The sequence below is a fragment of the Gilliamella sp. CG16 genome (assembly GCF_046635785.1).
In the GTDB taxonomy this organism is placed as follows: Bacteria; Pseudomonadota; Gammaproteobacteria; order Enterobacterales; family Orbaceae; genus Gilliamella; species Gilliamella apicola_I.
Genome location: NZ_JBIDFL010000001.1, coordinates 469,778 through 485,523 on the forward strand (window position 1 = coordinate 469,778; position 15,746 = coordinate 485,523).

At 36.0% G+C, this 15,746-nt stretch carries 10 protein-coding genes; 5 read left to right on the forward strand and 5 right to left on the reverse strand.

Annotation, left to right across the window (positions count from 1 at the left end; all coding sequences use genetic code 11):
* Positions 1 to 574: 574 nt before the first annotated feature.
* Together ACGH47_RS02140 and ACGH47_RS02145 are read left to right on the forward strand one after the other, a co-directional pair.
* Positions 575 to 1,063, forward strand: a complete 489-nt coding sequence (locus ACGH47_RS02140; protein ID WP_267352374.1) for a hypothetical protein — start codon at positions 575 to 577, stop codon at positions 1,061 to 1,063.
* 400 nt (positions 1,064 to 1,463) lie between these two features.
* Positions 1,464 to 2,114: a LemA family protein gene (locus tag ACGH47_RS02145; RefSeq protein ID WP_267352375.1), complete on the forward strand. Its 651-nt coding sequence runs from the start codon at positions 1,464 to 1,466 to the stop codon at positions 2,112 to 2,114.
* Positions 2,115 to 2,402: 288 nt separating this feature from the next.
* On the opposite strand, the gene mukB is transcribed toward ACGH47_RS02145, so the two are convergent.
* The 3 genes from mukB to mukF are packed head-to-tail and all read right to left on the reverse strand — an operon-like array spanning position 2,403 to position 8,921.
* Positions 2,403 to 6,821 (reverse strand): chromosome partition protein MukB, encoded by a 4,419-nt coding sequence (gene mukB / locus ACGH47_RS02150; RefSeq protein ID WP_411599067.1) that lies wholly within the window; start codon positions 6,819 to 6,821, stop codon positions 2,403 to 2,405.
* 2 nt (positions 6,822 to 6,823) lie between these two features.
* Positions 6,824 to 7,555 carry a chromosome partition protein MukE gene (gene mukE, locus ACGH47_RS02155; protein ID WP_363317426.1) on the reverse strand — a complete coding sequence of 244 codons (732 nt, stop codon included), beginning with the start codon at positions 7,553 to 7,555 and terminating at the stop codon, positions 6,824 to 6,826.
* A 43-nt stretch (positions 7,556 to 7,598) separates the two neighbouring features.
* Complete coding sequence (gene mukF, locus ACGH47_RS02160) at positions 7,599 to 8,921, reverse strand: chromosome partition protein MukF (protein ID WP_267352378.1); 1,323 nt, start codon at positions 8,919 to 8,921, stop codon at positions 7,599 to 7,601.
* A gap of 379 nt (positions 8,922 to 9,300) precedes the next feature.
* On the opposite strand from mukF, the gene ACGH47_RS02165 reads away from it, so the two are divergent.
* Positions 9,301 to 10,026: a DUF4198 domain-containing protein gene (locus ACGH47_RS02165; protein ID WP_411599068.1), complete on the forward strand. Its 726-nt coding sequence runs from the start codon at positions 9,301 to 9,303 to the stop codon at positions 10,024 to 10,026.
* Positions 10,027 to 10,073: 47 nt separating this feature from the next.
* On the opposite strand, the gene ACGH47_RS02170 is transcribed toward ACGH47_RS02165, so the two are convergent.
* Entirely contained in the window at positions 10,074 to 11,462 is a 1,389-nt protein-coding gene (locus ACGH47_RS02170; RefSeq protein ID WP_411622562.1) for an MFS transporter, read from the reverse strand.
* Between the two features lie 575 nt (positions 11,463 to 12,037).
* Here ACGH47_RS02170 and pntA point away from each other — a divergent pair.
* Together pntA and pntB are read left to right on the forward strand one after the other, a co-directional pair.
* The gene (pntA, locus tag ACGH47_RS02175) at positions 12,038 to 13,570 is read left to right on the forward strand and encodes a Re/Si-specific NAD(P)(+) transhydrogenase subunit alpha (RefSeq protein WP_411599070.1); all 1,533 of its coding nucleotides are present in this window, start codon (positions 12,038 to 12,040) and stop codon (positions 13,568 to 13,570) included.
* A gap of 15 nt (positions 13,571 to 13,585) precedes the next feature.
* Positions 13,586 to 14,986: a Re/Si-specific NAD(P)(+) transhydrogenase subunit beta gene (pntB, locus tag ACGH47_RS02180; RefSeq protein WP_411622564.1), complete on the forward strand. Its 1,401-nt coding sequence runs from the start codon at positions 13,586 to 13,588 to the stop codon at positions 14,984 to 14,986.
* 92 nt (positions 14,987 to 15,078) lie between these two features.
* Here pntB and fabR read toward each other — a convergent pair whose 3' ends face one another.
* On the reverse strand, positions 15,079 to 15,723 hold the full coding sequence (gene fabR / locus ACGH47_RS02185) for an HTH-type transcriptional repressor FabR (protein ID WP_267352383.1): 645 nt from the start codon (positions 15,721 to 15,723) through the stop codon (positions 15,079 to 15,081).
* Positions 15,724 to 15,746 lie beyond the last annotated feature (23 nt).

The following is a 15,746-nucleotide window of genomic DNA, read 5'->3' on the forward strand; positions in this document are numbered from 1 at the left end:
ATGGCATCAATTCAATAATCAACAATATTCTTCAAAATTCTTTAAAACACATCAAAGCTAGTAAAAAAAGCCTTAAAGCCTAGTTTGCTATTCTTCAAGCGTCCATAAGATACATTTACAACTACATTATTTAGTTATTCGTATCTCATATAACTAAAAATCGTATAACGATGGCTTGTATAACTGTCCTATTAACAGTTACTCAAATCAAAACAATTAAATTATAAGATAAAGATTATTCGTTATCAGACAGCAACAATTTAGTTTTGAGTTTAATTTGGTTTGATTATTTTTATTCCTTTACTTTTGAATAAGGTTAAGGTATTGGTTGATATAAGGCTTAATCACTTAAATTATTCTCTTTTTTTAAATTGCGATTAATATTTGTTAATACTGGTTAATTTTTCTTATGTTATCACTACACTAACAAGAAATGACTACATATTATTTTCTTTTTAAGCTATTCTATTAAGTACGCTATAACTAATTTTTTTGTTATAGCTTTTCTATTAGCCTTTAATCATTTGGCTATATTACTTAATCCAATTTACTAAACCAAACAATGGAATATATCATGAAAAAATTCATTCCTATATTATTCTTATGTAGTTTGTATGGTAGTAATAGTTATGCAGATGAAAGTCAAAATAGTTTCCAAAAACAACCTCAGTCACAAACAAATACCGATTATACTGAATATAAAGCTCATTTAGCCGATAATCTTTCTTTGTCATTTTTTGTTGATAGCCAAGAACAAAAAGCCATACCCGTGTTATTGAAAGATGGCAAAAAATATCAGCCAATTAGTATCAAATACTGTATTAAAAATTCTGATGCTTGCTGGCGACAAATTATTTATCATAATTCACTTTCTCATATTAGTTACAACCTTGATAAACCCGAAAGCAGAAAGAATTTATTGATATGGAAAATAGAGTATCTCGATAATGGTCAATTAGCTGAAACCGATTTTACACAGGCACCAAAAACAGGAGCTTTACCTGATGGAGATGATGATTATGATCCGTATATCCTTTGGCAATCAGATTTGAGCAATTATTAGTTCAAAATAATGTCAGCAAATAAGTTAATATAATAAGAATTAGCAAATCGATAATTTGCTTTTTGATTATATTAACTTATGTTTTCTCTAAAAAATGAAATTTAATCGGTCACCACAAATTAGAATTTTATTCTTCTAACTCAATTTGTATTGAAAACTCACGTTAATTTACTAAAAAATCATTTCTAAAATTATCTTTTCAAATCAATGATAATGGCGATAACTAAAATAAGTAATATCCTATGTGAATATCTAAATTTTCCTTAAAACTTAATCAGTTTCAAAAATTTTATAATTAACAACTAGTTGTTAAAATTGTATTTTTATGTTAATTTGCATCATCAATTTAACAATCTTATAGTTAGACATAAGAGTTATTGGATATTTAATAAGGATATGTATGTTATCAACTATTATTATTATTCTAATTTTTATCACCGGTTGGTTATTCTTTGCCTATAATAAACTACGTGGTTTAGCCGAAAATGTTAAGCAGACACAGGCTAATATTTATGCTACGGTCAAAAAGAGACAAGATATAGCACAACGACTTTCTGATATTGCTTCGAGCTATGGGAATCACGAAAAGCTTACACACTTTACCATTACTGAAAGTGACAGCATTAGCAACGCAGCTACCCGCACGTCACAAACTTCTCAGATATTAGGGAATGTTCAAATGTTAGCTAATCGATATCCTGATTTAAAAGCCAATACAACTTACCAACAATTAATGGTTCAATTAGATGAAATTGAAAACTCCGTTCTGATACGAAGAGAAGCTTATAATGCCGCAGTACAAGTATATAATTCCACTCGCGGTAGTGTTCCTCATCTATTCTATGCTAGTAAACTAGGATTTGGTGAAGCGGCCTATTTTGAAATGGATCAAAATGGTACTGAACAACAAGCATCGTTTAAAACCGACGATGGTAAAATATTAAGAGACACAATTGGTAGAATGGCCTCAGTAGCTTCAGGAAGGGTAAAAAAAATTAAAGAAAAAACAAATAATAACTCAGAAGATAATCAGTCCAATCAACAAAATTAGTTAATCCTATTTTTACACTGACAGCCTTGTTGTTTTATCAGAATAACAAGGTAATCTTCATTTATAATAATTTTTTGTTTTTCATCACAATTAATTAAATTTTCAGCATTCTATAGTTGTAGGTTTCAAAAATGAAGGTAAAGCACTCTTCTGGATATTGTTAACCCGTACCTAGTCAATTTCGATATTCTTTTTATTAAAAGCTAATTGATGAATTTAATATCAGACAATAACCTCTTTATCGACTTTCATCAATAAAGAGGTGGTATAAATCAATCCAGTATTCCGTTATGCAAAGCCTTTTAATCCAACCACATGAACATGTTCTTGATTGTTGATTACTTTACGTACCAGTTTGTAAGTTGTACCTTTTTCTGGACTAATGTTTTCAGGTGCAGCAATAATAAGCTGCATTTCTAACCGTTCACAAAGTTCAAAGAGTGTAGCAATAGATTTGGCATCAAGTCGAGCGGCTTCATCCAAGAATAATAAACGACATGGCGAGATATCTTTATTACGTAAGCGTTTGGATTCTTCTTCCCAACTTTGAATAACCATTAATAGTATTGACATACCGGTACCGATTGCTTCACCGGTTGATAATGCACCACTTTCAGCACGTAACCAACCATCTGCCCCCCGATTAACTTCAACATCCATTTCTAGATAGTTGCGGTAATCAAGTAATTCTTCACCAATATTTTGTGCGGTTCGTTGTCCCATATCGATATGAGGATTTAAACGTTGATAAAGTTTTGCTAACGCTTCAGAGAAGGTTATGCGGTTATTGCTGAAGAGATCTTGATGCTCGTTCTGGTCATCTGCTAATGCCGCTAACAGTGATGAGTGAGCTTCACGAATCGTGACATTTAATCGTACGCCATTCACCTGTCCAAATGCCACCGCTTGTAAACCTTGGTTAAGCATACGAATACGGTTTTGTTCACGCTGAATAGTTTTACGGATAATATTTGCCACACTTTTTGAGCTGATGGCTAACTGTTGCTCACGTGAAGTTAATTCTTCGGTCAAGCGTGATAATTCAATTTCCATTTGTTCAATGGCTTCAATTGGGTCATCCGTTTTAACGATATCTTGGCGAATTCGCTCACGAAGATGTTTATAAACCGCAATGTAAAATTGAATTTTACGTTCTGGTCGTTTTGGATCTTCGGATAGTCTTAATACATCACGTAAGTGCTCGTTATCGTTGACCGCTAAACGTAATGAACCTAACGCTTTATCCGACATTGAACGTAGTTCATCTGCACTTAAATAAGCCAGCTCACGACGATGTAATCGGCGTTCAACGCTGTTTTCTTTTACTAAACGTAATACTAAGCACCACCCAGCTTTAGCTTCAACAACTTGTTCTCTTAGCTGTTTATAATCCCGCAGTGTTTGAGCAAGTCGTTTTTGCATTTGGGTCATTTCGCTTTCACACATAATGAGCTGCTTTTCAAGCGACGTACAATGTTGGCGATTACTATTTAGTTTTTGATGAATTTCATCACGACGAGCTCGAGCACGCTCTTCAGTGATCGCATCCGCTTTCACACCAATTTGATCTATTTCTTTATGCAGTTCATTTAGCATATCTCTTTTAGTTTCAAAAGCGCTTTTTAGTGAAGCTAACGTTTGATTGTATTGATTATACTTATCTTGATATTGCTGCATTTGACTGCGTGCTTCAGTTCTTTGTGCTTCAACAATTTCTAATCGAGCGCGCAATTTTTCGTTCAAATCAGTATTTTCATTCAACATTCCAGCTGAATCTTCGTAACTAAAGTGAGCTCGGCGTTGCATCACTTCAGTAAGTGCAAAGACTTGTTGGCGAATAGTGTGTTGCTGGGCTTTAACGATGTTGTATTGTTCACGCAATGCTTCGTTTTGCTCAGGATCACTTTGTAATACAGCAACTAACGGTTCAAGCTCAGAAACGGTATGGCGATGACGGCTGACGTATTGCGCCGCATCTTGTGCTTCAGCAACCTGTTCACGCAATTCATCTACTCTATCCGCTAAATCATCATCAGCCAGTAAATGCATTTGAGCAACTAATCGGTTTACTGTCACTAATTGCTCTTTACAATTGGCAACTTGCTGTTGATTTTGTTTATCAATCGATTCTTGTGATGTTAATTGACGTTCAATTTCATTGCGTCTTGTCGCTAATTTTTGCGCTTCAGCTTCGGGATCGATATCAAAGGCAACCGATAAATATTCACCAATAAATTGACCAACATTTTGTTCAATACGTTGTAATTTTTGTAAATCAAATGAGAGGTTAGCATAACGTTCATGCAGTTCATCTCGCTCTAATGATAGTTTTTCAAGATGAATTTCACGTGCTGCTCGCCCAAATAACGGAACTTTTGGAAAACTGGAGAAGCGCCATTGGCGTTCACCTGTTTTAACTAATACAGCCTTATTCATCTCTTCACAATCAAAAACACTATCATCAAATGAGGATGGATCACCTTCAATAAAATAGATATCTTCTGGATAATCTTCTTCACTGGTGGTCAGATTTTCAAGTTGTGCTTTAACTTGCGACAAATCCGGCACCACAATTGCTTGACGTGATGGACCATATAACGCTGAGAAGTAAGGTGCATCATCAATGGTGACATCTTCGTAAATTTCAGAAAGTAATACACCATTAAATCGCTCAGCTAATGCAGATAAACGACCATCATCAACCCCACTTGGTTGATTAAGTTGTTCAATTTGAGTATCTAATTGATTTCGTTTGAACGTTATCTGATCGCGTTCTGTAACTAATGCGCGTTCTTGTTCAAGTAGCTGTTGCATATGTTGCGTAACAGCTTGACTGTGGGTAAAGCTTTGTCCAGTTTGCTCTTGTAGGGCAATTAAGGCATCTTGTGCTTTTATCCACATTGGTGCTTTTTGTCGATAATCCGCTATTTTGGATTGAATTTGTTCAAGTTCTTGTCTGAATTCGATTCGTTTTTCACTTGATTCATTGGCCAATATTGCGTTTTCATCAAGTTGTATTTCAAGTTCTTGTTTCAACTCGTCAAGTTGATCATATTCAATTTGGCGACCAAAACGTTTACAGAATTGGGTTAATAGTGATTCGGCTTCTTTTTGTTCAAAAAAGCGTTGTTCTAATTCATCAAGTTGGAGTTGTAAATGTTCTGCTTGTTCAGCTTGATAACATTGTGACGGCCATTGTCTTAATGCTTCTTTGGCTGCACGCCAAGCATCACTACGAACAACATCGCCGACTAATTTCACCACTAATTGATATGCCCGATCAAATTGATTTATCGCTGCATCAGAAACACTGAGTCTTTGCTCCATTTCAAGCACTTGATCAGTTATTTCTTTTTGTTTTTCTTCAAAAATCTCAAAATGATTTTCGATATTGCTTATGCCTAATTTGGGTAATTGACATAAAGATTGAGCATTTTTTAGTGCTTGCAAAGCTTGTTGATATTGAATGGCACGGGTTTGTTGTACATCAAGCGCTTGTTGATAATCCGCTAATTGCGTTTTGATTTCATCCACTTCGCGTTCGGTGTGTTCGACTTGATCTCGATAAGTTTGATACTGTTCATTTGCTTCAAGTACAACTTCATTTTGCTCTTCAAGTTTTAAATTGAGATCATCTAAATCGGCTTGATAACGGTCAATTTTTTCTTGTTGGCGTAGCGCTGTTTGCGCTAAATTAAGGTGATCATTGGCTGCTTGTAAGTCGGTTTCTAAGTCACTTTGTGCATCTTGAAACTCTTTAAGTTCTTTTGCCATTTCAACTTGGCGGAACTGGTTACTAATGAGCAAATCTTGTGTTTTAAACATATCACGACGCAAACCCAGCACCGATTCAATATGTACACGACGCTCGTTAGCATGACGCATATAATCCGCAGCCACATAATCGGTTGATTCAGTGATAAGATGTTTAAATAGGTCTCGGTCAGATTGAGTCACCCGAATAGCTTCTAGTGTCATTCGGTTTTCACGAAGTGCCGCTTCCATATCCTGAAACGCTTTACGTACACCACTATTTTCAGGAAGTAAGTAATCACGAAGTGAGCGAGTAATCGCACTTGAAATACCACCATATAGTGACGCTTCAATCAATCGGTAATATTTACTACGATCGGATGAGGAACGTAAGCGCTTAGGTAATACACCAAAGTCAAACATAACCGAATGATAATCGGTAATTGAATTAAATTGCTTAAAGATAACGCCTTCTATTGTTTCGACTTTATCTTTTAATTCAGGCAAGGATAAAATTCTTGCTTGTTTATCATTTAAACGTTCGGTTACCAGTTCAGTTGGGCTAATGCCAACAGGTAAACCTTGTAATAGAAAAGGTTTGATATCGACTTTTTTATCACGCCCAGCCACTTGCTGTAATCGAACACCGCATATAATTCGCTGATTACGTGAGTTAATGACATCGAGCATGGAATAACAAACGCCAGGTTTTAATTTACCGTGTAGACCTTTATCACGTGATCCTGATGTTGCACCGGCTTCAGTAGTATTTCGAAAGTGTAATAGTGTTAAATCAGGAATTAATGCGGTCACAAACGCCGCCATGGTTGTGGATTTACCTGCCCCATTCCCCCCTGAAAGCGTGGTGACAAGTTGATCTAATTCAAATGTTCTGGCAAAAAAACCATTCCAGTTTATTAGGGTTAATGAGTGAAACTTACCGTGTCCAATCATAATTATTCAATCTCCTCATTAACATCTTCTTCTTGTTCTTCGTTATTATCATCGTCTAGGATAAGCGATGATTCGATTTTGATTGCTTCACCGTCTCGAATTAAACGTAATTGCGCTTCTTGTGCATCATCACTACTACGCACGTCTGCACCAAAACGGAAGATAGATTCGTTGATACGAAAACGGCTACTGTCATTTCCTACAATAAAAAATATCATGCCTAAACGACGTAATCGATTAAGTGCCGTTTTGACTTTATCAAATAGCTTTTGTCGATCCAAATCTGATCCAGTCGACCGTTGATTAACTAATTTAAGTAATTTACTTTCATCCGCTAACGAAACAAGTTCGTCAAAGAGTTCTTGTAAGGTAAAAATACCTTCATGCGCTAGCCGTTCAGGACTGAGATATAAGTAACAAAGGACTTTACCAACTAACATATCAAGTTCTGATAATACCGAACGGGGAATTAATGTTGTTGAACGAGGACGAAGGTAAAAAAAACCTTCTGGTGCACGAATTAATTCGACATTATAACGTTGATAAAATTGTTCCAGTTCAAGTTGAAAATCCATTAAAAAGGCGTGATTATCGAGTTCATCTATACCGATATGACGTCCGGAACGCAATAAACTATCAAGCTCAGGAAAAAGGGGATTGGCAATTGCCTGTGCTAATTTAACGGGCATATATTTATCGATAGATGCTTGGGAACTTGCCGCAATGCGCCCCATGACTTCATCAAGATGATGAGCTGTTTGTTCTAATTCTAAATCTTTAGTATCTGTTGATGACATGTGCTTGTACCTTAGCTCCATAATCGTTAATAGGTTTCCATTCGGCTGGGATACCGAGTAAATCATTTTCGGCAATCCCTAAACGAATAGCCTGATCGATAAATAATCTTGCAATATCAAAATGTTGTTCTCGAGGGAACTGTGCTAGATAACTATGAATAGCGATACTCATATCCAGTGGTTTATTTTCTTGTTTGAAGACCAATAAATTTTGTTCGATATGGGCAATAATGTGTTCTTGAATCTCTTCAATCATTTCAAATTCAAGTTCTGACGGTAATTCACCTGTTACTTCTGCTTCATGTAGTGCAAGTTCTTCATCACGCATATCAAGTAGGCGATCAGCATTGGCAAAAATAAGTGACCATGGTAAATCGAAATAGCCTTGTATTGATTTACGTAATCGCTGTGAAAAGACTCTATTTTTATCTAAGTCAATAGCGGTTCGGATAAATTTATGAACATGGCGATCATAACCAATCCAAAGATCAATCGCCTTTTGTCCCCAGCCAATAATACGATCAAGTTTGCCTTGTAAATCCATAACCACATTATTGATTTTATCAAGTTCAGGATTATCCATGGTTGCATCTTGAATCAAGAGCAGACTTGCTTGGAGTTTATCGCCTGCAGCGGCGAGTGTATCTTGCAATTCTCGTAATGTTTGTGACGTTTCAGTGAGTAAGCCTTCACAACTACTAATTGCTGCTTGCCAATCTTGGCTTAATAATGCCGAAATATTTTGTTTTACATCCGCTTGTTGCTCATCCATTACCCGTTGGGTAATATCAATACTATCAAAAATCTCTGCAACGGAGTATTTCAAGGGTGCAAAAACGTTACGATGCCAGTGAAGATCATCACCACCTTCTAGTGCTGCATCAGCCGCACGTTTTAGCTCTTGAGCAACAATAGAAAGCTGAATTGATAAACGTAACGTAGAAAATTCTCGTTGACGAATATAGTAATCCGAAATGCCTATTCCCAAAGGCGTCAAACGATAAATTGAATAACCATCCGTCATTTCGCTAGCAAAACGCGTAATTAATCGCTGGCGTACTAAATCATTAATGGCATTATTTGCTCGAACAGCAATGGTATCTTCACTCTGTTCAAAAATTTGTGATACATGCCTGAAAGCATCAATTAATTCAGATTCAGTCATTTCACCATCAAAGCGTTCGCTATTTAAGACGGCTATCGCCAATAAAAAAGCGAGCCGTTCAACTGGCAAATTAATTGAAAAATCATTTTTTTTTGCCCAAGAGACCAGTTCTGGCACTGATTGGGAAAAATCCATCATAGTGGTTCCTTAATAATAGATGCTCAATTGTTGAATGCGCCCTAAATATAAATGAGTAAGACAATATATTGCGTTAAGGACAAAATACTTTTGATTATATAACAAATTGTAATAGTTAAAAATAGCAAGTTTAAGATTTGTTATTCATAATATGTTTTTATATATCAAAAAAATAAAAACATAATTTGGTTATTTATATTCAAGAATTGTAATGCAATTATTTTATTACTAAAGCGATCAAAAACGAACAAAACATATTTTATATTTAATTATCATATTAAACATTTTTTGATGATCAATAATTACACAAATAGCATTGACTTTTTTTATATCGATATGATAATGATTATCATTTTCATAAAATATAAGGATTTTTATCATGCGTAAATTATTTGTACTCATCTTATCAGGAAGTGTTACTTGTATGATATCACAATCGCTTTCTGCTCATGGTATTTGGATCGCTAATCGGGTTGATCAAAAGCAAATCGTTTTAGGTGAAGGCCCGTTAGATAATGGTTATCAAACGGAATATGTAAAAAAGATTCATGCTTATAATGGTAATTGGACTTCTTTACCGATTAATCAAAAAAAACATCAAAATTATGTGACCGTTGAACCGACAGAAAATACCGCTGTTGTAACGGTTAGTTTTGATTATGGTTATTGGACTAAAAATGCACAGGGTAAATATGTTAATCTTCCGATGAATAAAGTAGAAGGAGCGAGTAAAGGAACCCATGCCATTAAATACAGTGTCAATTATTTATCATCCGTCAACGCACCTAAACGGGTTGAAGATATTCCGTTACAAATAGTACCAGCAGTTGATCCAACTCAATTAAAACGCGGTGATAATTTACTCGTAACGGTGTATAAAGATGGTCAGCCATTAACAAATACTGCTGTTATTATCGATGTCGTTAATAATTTAGATAAAACGGTTACAACTGATGATAAAGGTCAAGCGACCATTACTATTCCTAATCAAGGCTTAAACGTAGTAGGTGTCGAAATAGGTTTTCCCCTAAAAGATAGCCAACTTGCGACTCAAGAAAAATTTTTTACAACACTAGTTTTTACACTCATGCCAGAAGAAGATTAATTTAAACAATAAAAACGGGATTAAAAAATCCCGTTTTTATCTTGATTTTATACTTCAGCTTCGACAGGTCGAGGAATAAAGAAACTACAAACTAAGGCTAAAATTGTAATGATTAATCCTAATAACATTCCATTAAAATAACCCTTAACGGTATAACCACTTATCATTTGTACAGCAGGCAATAAAGCAAAACTTAATCCTGCACCTAAATTAAAAGCCCCTGCATTCATGCCTGGCAGAAAACCTAAGTTTTCTTTAGGCGATAAGACTATACCAAGACCATTTAAAATGATATTCGCCATTCCTGCATAAAAAATACCTAATGCAATAACACCAATAATTAATATCGGTAGTGAATCAATCCCGTAGAACATGATCATTAATTGACTAATGACACATCCTATTAAACCTAATTTAAGTACCTTATTGTAACCTAAACTTGGCGCCAAACGTCCAGAAAATGGCCCTATCAACCACCCAATTAAGGCATAAGGTGTTAATAAAATAAGTGAAGCCCAATCAGCTTCTAAACCAAATCCGATTTCAGTATTTTGCGCTAATGACATCACTAACCCATTAACGACGGCAAAAATCCCTGTCATAGTTAATAGTGTGGTTAACAATATTGCCCAAGTTGCTCTGGTTTTTAAATGTACTATCGTTACTAATGGTTGTTTACTGGTTTTTTCTGTTTTCCAAAATAGAATAAAACAGATACCAGCAAAAATAGTTAATCCTATGACTTTAAACCAGTTGGCAAGGGCTAAATTCCCTGCTTCATTTAGCGCTAGTAACAATGCAGCAACGGTAAGCACAATGAACAGCACGCCTAACCAATCCATTTTGGTTCCTTCAGAAGGTTTAGACTCAGGTGCATAACGATGAACAAAATAGGTAGATAGCGCTGCGGAAATCGCAATAACCCAAAACACCGAACGAAAACCGCAATAAGTTGCAAGCAGACCGCCGGCAATTGCATCTATGCCAGCAATACCGCCATTTACAGCAGTCACTATGCCCATTAACATGCCAGATTTTTTGACATCTTTAACTTCATGACTGAGCATCAGTAAACAAAGTGGAACGACTGGCCCTGATACACCTTGAATAATTCGCGCAATATATAATACAACGATATTCGGTGCAACCGCTGCAAGCACCGTACCTAATGTCATAATAAACAACATAATCGTTAAGACTTTTTTACGACCTTTTATATCACTTAAACGGGGTAAAAATAATGAAAACAGTGCAGCAGAGGTAAAAAAAGCGGTTTGGGATAATCCGACTTGAGCGTCGTTAGAACCTAATTCTTTAGCAATAGTGACTAATACTGGGCTTAACATACTCGCATTGAGTTGAAATGCTACACAAGCAGCAAGCAATGCAAACATTAATGTTAGCATACTATTTTTTTTCTGGCTTAATTCGGCCATATTTTACCTCGTTAATACTTATTATTGGACAATACTTGGTTTTACCATAACCTCAACAGCAAATTACAGAGCTATTAATTGTTACGTATAAATCAAAACAACACTGTTTTGTGTTTATAAGACTGACACTAAAAATCCCAACGATTTAATATCAATTGGGATAGGTTAACGTTTTATCTCGCCAGCATTATTTACTGATTTTTCCATAAATCTTTTTAATTGAACTATTTTTATTGAATATTCTGATAAATTCCAAGTTTTATACGATGAATCACAAGCCAACTAAACCTGTTTTCTTTCTAATAAATGCAAAGCTATCAGTAGAAGGAATGATCAATTTTAGGTAAACTAACACATCTATTTCTTCCTTAATTAGTTCACTATCAAAAAGATTTAATCACATTGGTTGCAGGGTAAATATTTTAATTTTAATTCACAGATTTAAAATCCAATTATTATTAAATTTAATATTAATATTTCGATAATAAAAAATAAATTCCCTACTCGCACCGTCGCTAATTTATGCTAAAATCGAGAAACATTTACAAGCTCACTTAACATAAGGACGTAACGCAATGCATATCGGTATACCTAAAGAACGGTTAGCCAATGAAGCAAGAGTTGCTGCTACACCACAAACTGTTGGACAACTGTTAAAACTTGGTTTTACAGTTTCAGTTGAACAAGGTGCTGGACATGCTGCTCATTTCGAAGACCAAGCTTTCATTGATGCTGGAGCCACAATTCAAAATACTCAAGATATTTGGCAAAATGACTTAATTCTTAAATTTCACGCACCAACTGATGAAGAAATCGCGTTGATGAAAGAAGGATCAACTCTCATTAGCTATATTTATCCTGCTCAGCATAAAGAGTTATTGGAAAAACTTGCTGCCAAAAACATAACAGTCATGGCAATGGATTGTGTGCCACGTATTTCACGAGCACAATCACTTGATGCATTAAGTTCAATGTCTAACATCGCTGGTTATCGTTCAGTTATTGAAGCGGCAAATCAATTTGGTCGTTTTTTTACCGGTCAAGTTACCGCTGCAGGTAAAGTCCCACCAGCAAAAGTTTTAGTCATTGGTGCCGGTGTTGCCGGTCTTGCTGCAATCGGTGCAGCGGTGAGTTTAGGTGCAATTGTTCGGGCATTTGATACTCGCCCTGAAGTTGCCGAACAAATTAATAGTATGGGCGCTGATTTTTTAGAATTAGATTTTGAAGAAGAAGCCGGTTCAGGCGACGGCTATGCAAAACAAATGTCAGCAGCTTTTATTGAAGCTGAAATGGCTTTATTTGCTGAACAAGCCAAAGATGTGGATATCATCATCACAACCGCTCTTATCCCCGGTAAACCTGCGCCGAAGTTGATTTCTAAAGAAATGGTAGAATCAATGAAACCAGGTAGTGTGATTGTAGATTTAGCGGCACTAACAGGTGGTAACTGCGAATTAACCAAACCAGGTAAAGTTTTTGAAACCAATAATAACGTTAAAATCGTTGGTTATACTGATTTAGCTAATCGTATGCCTGCACAAGCCTCACAGCTTTATGGTACGAATATTGTTAATTTGCTAAAACTGCTCGCTAAAGAGAAAGACGGCAATATTGATATCAACTTTGATGATGTTGTTATTCGTGGTGTGACAGTGGTTAAAGATAAAGAAATCACTTGGCCTGCACCACCAATACAAGTGTCGGCTCAACCGCAACAAAAAGCGACAACGCCTGTTGTAAAACCCGAACCGAAACAAATGGCACCACAAAAAAAATTTGGAATTCTGGCTCTGTTAATCATCGCCTATTTTTGGATTGCTAATTCAGTTCCGGAAAGCTTTTTAGGGCATTTTACTGTTTTTGCCTTATCCTGTGTTGTGGGTTATTACGTTGTTTGGAATGTCACCCACTCTTTACATACACCACTTATGTCTGTAACAAATGCGATTTCAGGCATTATTTTAGTCGGTGCCATATTGCAAATTGGTGATGATAATGGTTTAACGACTGCCATTGCCTTTGTAGCTATTTTGATTGCTAGCATCAATATTTTTGGTGGATTCTTTGTTACTCAAAGAATGCTAAAAATGTTCCAACGTGGCAAATAGAGGGGAGTATCAATAATGTTCAGTAATGGAATTATTCAAGCAGCCTATGTGATTGCTGCATTACTTTTTATATTTAGTCTACGTGGACTTTCAAATCAAGAGACAGCTAAATCTGGTAATATTTACGGTATGATCGGCATGACTATTGCACTTATTGCTGCCGTTGCAAGTATTAAAGGTGGATTGCATTGGATCATTATTGCCATGATTCTGGGTGCTGCTATTGGTTTATACCTAGCCAAAAAAGTCGAAATGACGCAAATGCCTGAACTGGTGGCATTACTTCATAGCTTTGTTGGGATGGCAGCAGTACTTGTTGGTTTAAATAGCTTTTTAGATTTAAATAGTGCAATACTGATATACCATAGTAGTGAAATGACCGTCCATTTAGTCGAGATTTTTGTCGGTGTCTTTATTGGTGCAGTAACATTCTCAGGTTCTATTGTCGCATTTGGCAAACTTAATGGACGCATTAGCTCAAAACCGTTATCTATTCCAAATAAACATTATTGGAATTTAGCTGCAATTGTTGTCTCAATCATTTTAATGTTTACGTTCATTGAGCTAAAAACAGGCGCTGGCGCACTGGTCTGCTTACTTGCCATGACCATTATTGCATTCGTATTTGGCTTCCACCTTGTTGCATCTATCGGTGGTGCAGATATGCCTGTGGTTATTTCGATGTTAAACTCCTATTCAGGTTGGGCTGCCGCCGCTGCCGGATTTATGCTAAGTAATGATTTATTAATTGTTACCGGCGCATTAGTTGGTTCTTCAGGCGCCATTCTTTCTTATATTATGTGTAAAGCAATGAATCGCTCTTTCATTAGCGTTATTGCAGGCGGTTTTGGTACTGACGGTAGCTCAGCTAACACTACTGATGAAGAACAAGGTGAATATCGTGAAATGCAACCTGCTGAAGTTGCACAAACGTTAAAAGAAGCGCGTTCTGTCATTATTGTACCAGGTTATGGTATGGCAGTTGCGCAAGCACAAGGCGCTGTCAGTAATATTACAGAAAAACTACGTGGTATGGGAATTGAAGTAAGATTCGGGATTCACCCCGTTGCAGGACGTTTACCAGGTCACATGAATGTATTATTAGCAGAAGCTAAAGTCCCTTATGATATCGTACTAGAAATGGACGAAATCAATGATGATTTTCCTGATACAGATGTTGTTTGGGTCATTGGTGCAAATGATACGGTTAACCCTGCGGCAGAAGAAGATCCAAATAGCCCTATCGCAGGCATGCCTGTACTTGAAGTTTGGAAAGCGAAAACGGTGATTATTTCTAAACGTTCAATGAATACGGGTTATGCAGGCGTACAAAACCCACTATTTTTTAAAGAAAATAGCTATATGTTATTTGGTGATGCGAAAGATAGTGTTGAAAAAGTATTACAGAATCTTTAATGATTATTGATTAAATCATTTTATTTAACTGCGGTTTAAACCGCAGTTTTTTTATAACCAAATTATAGGTTTTATTAAATAAAAAAATTAAATTAGCGATTTTCGAGTTTAATTTGTTCTTTATGATAAAGATAATAGGCGCCACGTGAAACCATACGAAGTTGAAATATCAGATCTTCGATAAGTTCCTGACGTTGAACGATATCAAAATCAATTGCTTCCGCACCCGCATTAAATGCAATGGTTACCATTGCCTCTGCTTGAGCTTCATTATAGTAATGGGGCATGTTATTGGCATTATCAAGATAATCAACCAGTTCAACAATAAAATGTTGTATTTCGCGAGCGATAGCGGAGCGAAAAGCTGATGAGGTTCCGGCTTTTTCACGTAGTAATAATAAAAAAACTTTCGGATTTTTATCAATAAACTCAATGAAAGTTGTGACAGAGGTGCGTAAGACACTGCCTCCTTTCTCAATACGTTTTCGAGCTTGACGTAATAATTGACGAAGTGTTAGACCACTTTCGTCAACCATTGCTAAACCTAACTCATCCATATCTCGAAAATGACGGTAAAAAGAGGTCGCTGCAATACCTGCTTCACGTGCAACTTCACGCAAACTTAAACTTGCAAAACCTTGCTCTGCGTTAAGTTGATTAAATGCTGCATCGATTAAGCTACGGCGTGTTTTTTCTTTTTGTTTTGCACGCACGCCACCTGATTTGCTATTTTTCATTTTTATTTTTAATAACTTTAAAT

Coding starts and splice junctions, on each gene's coding strand:
- ACGH47_RS02140 (WP_267352374.1), top strand. CDS start 575: ATGAAAAAATTCATTCCTATATTATTCTTATGTAGTTTGTATGGTAGT.
- ACGH47_RS02165 (WP_411599068.1), top strand. CDS start 9,301: ATGCGTAAATTATTTGTACTCATCTTATCAGGAAGTGTTACTTGTATG.
- mukB (WP_411599067.1), bottom strand. CDS start 6,821: ATGATTGGACACGGTAAGTTTCACTCATTAACCCTAATAAACTGGAAT.
- ACGH47_RS02170 (WP_411622562.1), bottom strand. CDS start 11,462: ATGGCCGAATTAAGCCAGAAAAAAAATAGTATGCTAACATTAATGTTT.
- ACGH47_RS02145 (WP_267352375.1), top strand. CDS start 1,464: ATGTTATCAACTATTATTATTATTCTAATTTTTATCACCGGTTGGTTA.
- pntA (WP_411599070.1), top strand. CDS start 12,038: ATGCATATCGGTATACCTAAAGAACGGTTAGCCAATGAAGCAAGAGTT.
- pntB (WP_411622564.1), top strand. CDS start 13,586: ATGTTCAGTAATGGAATTATTCAAGCAGCCTATGTGATTGCTGCATTA.
- fabR (WP_267352383.1), bottom strand. CDS start 15,723: ATGAAAAATAGCAAATCAGGTGGCGTGCGTGCAAAACAAAAAGAAAAA.
- mukF (WP_267352378.1), bottom strand. CDS start 8,921: ATGATGGATTTTTCCCAATCAGTGCCAGAACTGGTCTCTTGGGCAAAA.
- mukE (WP_363317426.1), bottom strand. CDS start 7,555: ATGGGGCGCATTGCGGCAAGTTCCCAAGCATCTATCGATAAATATATG.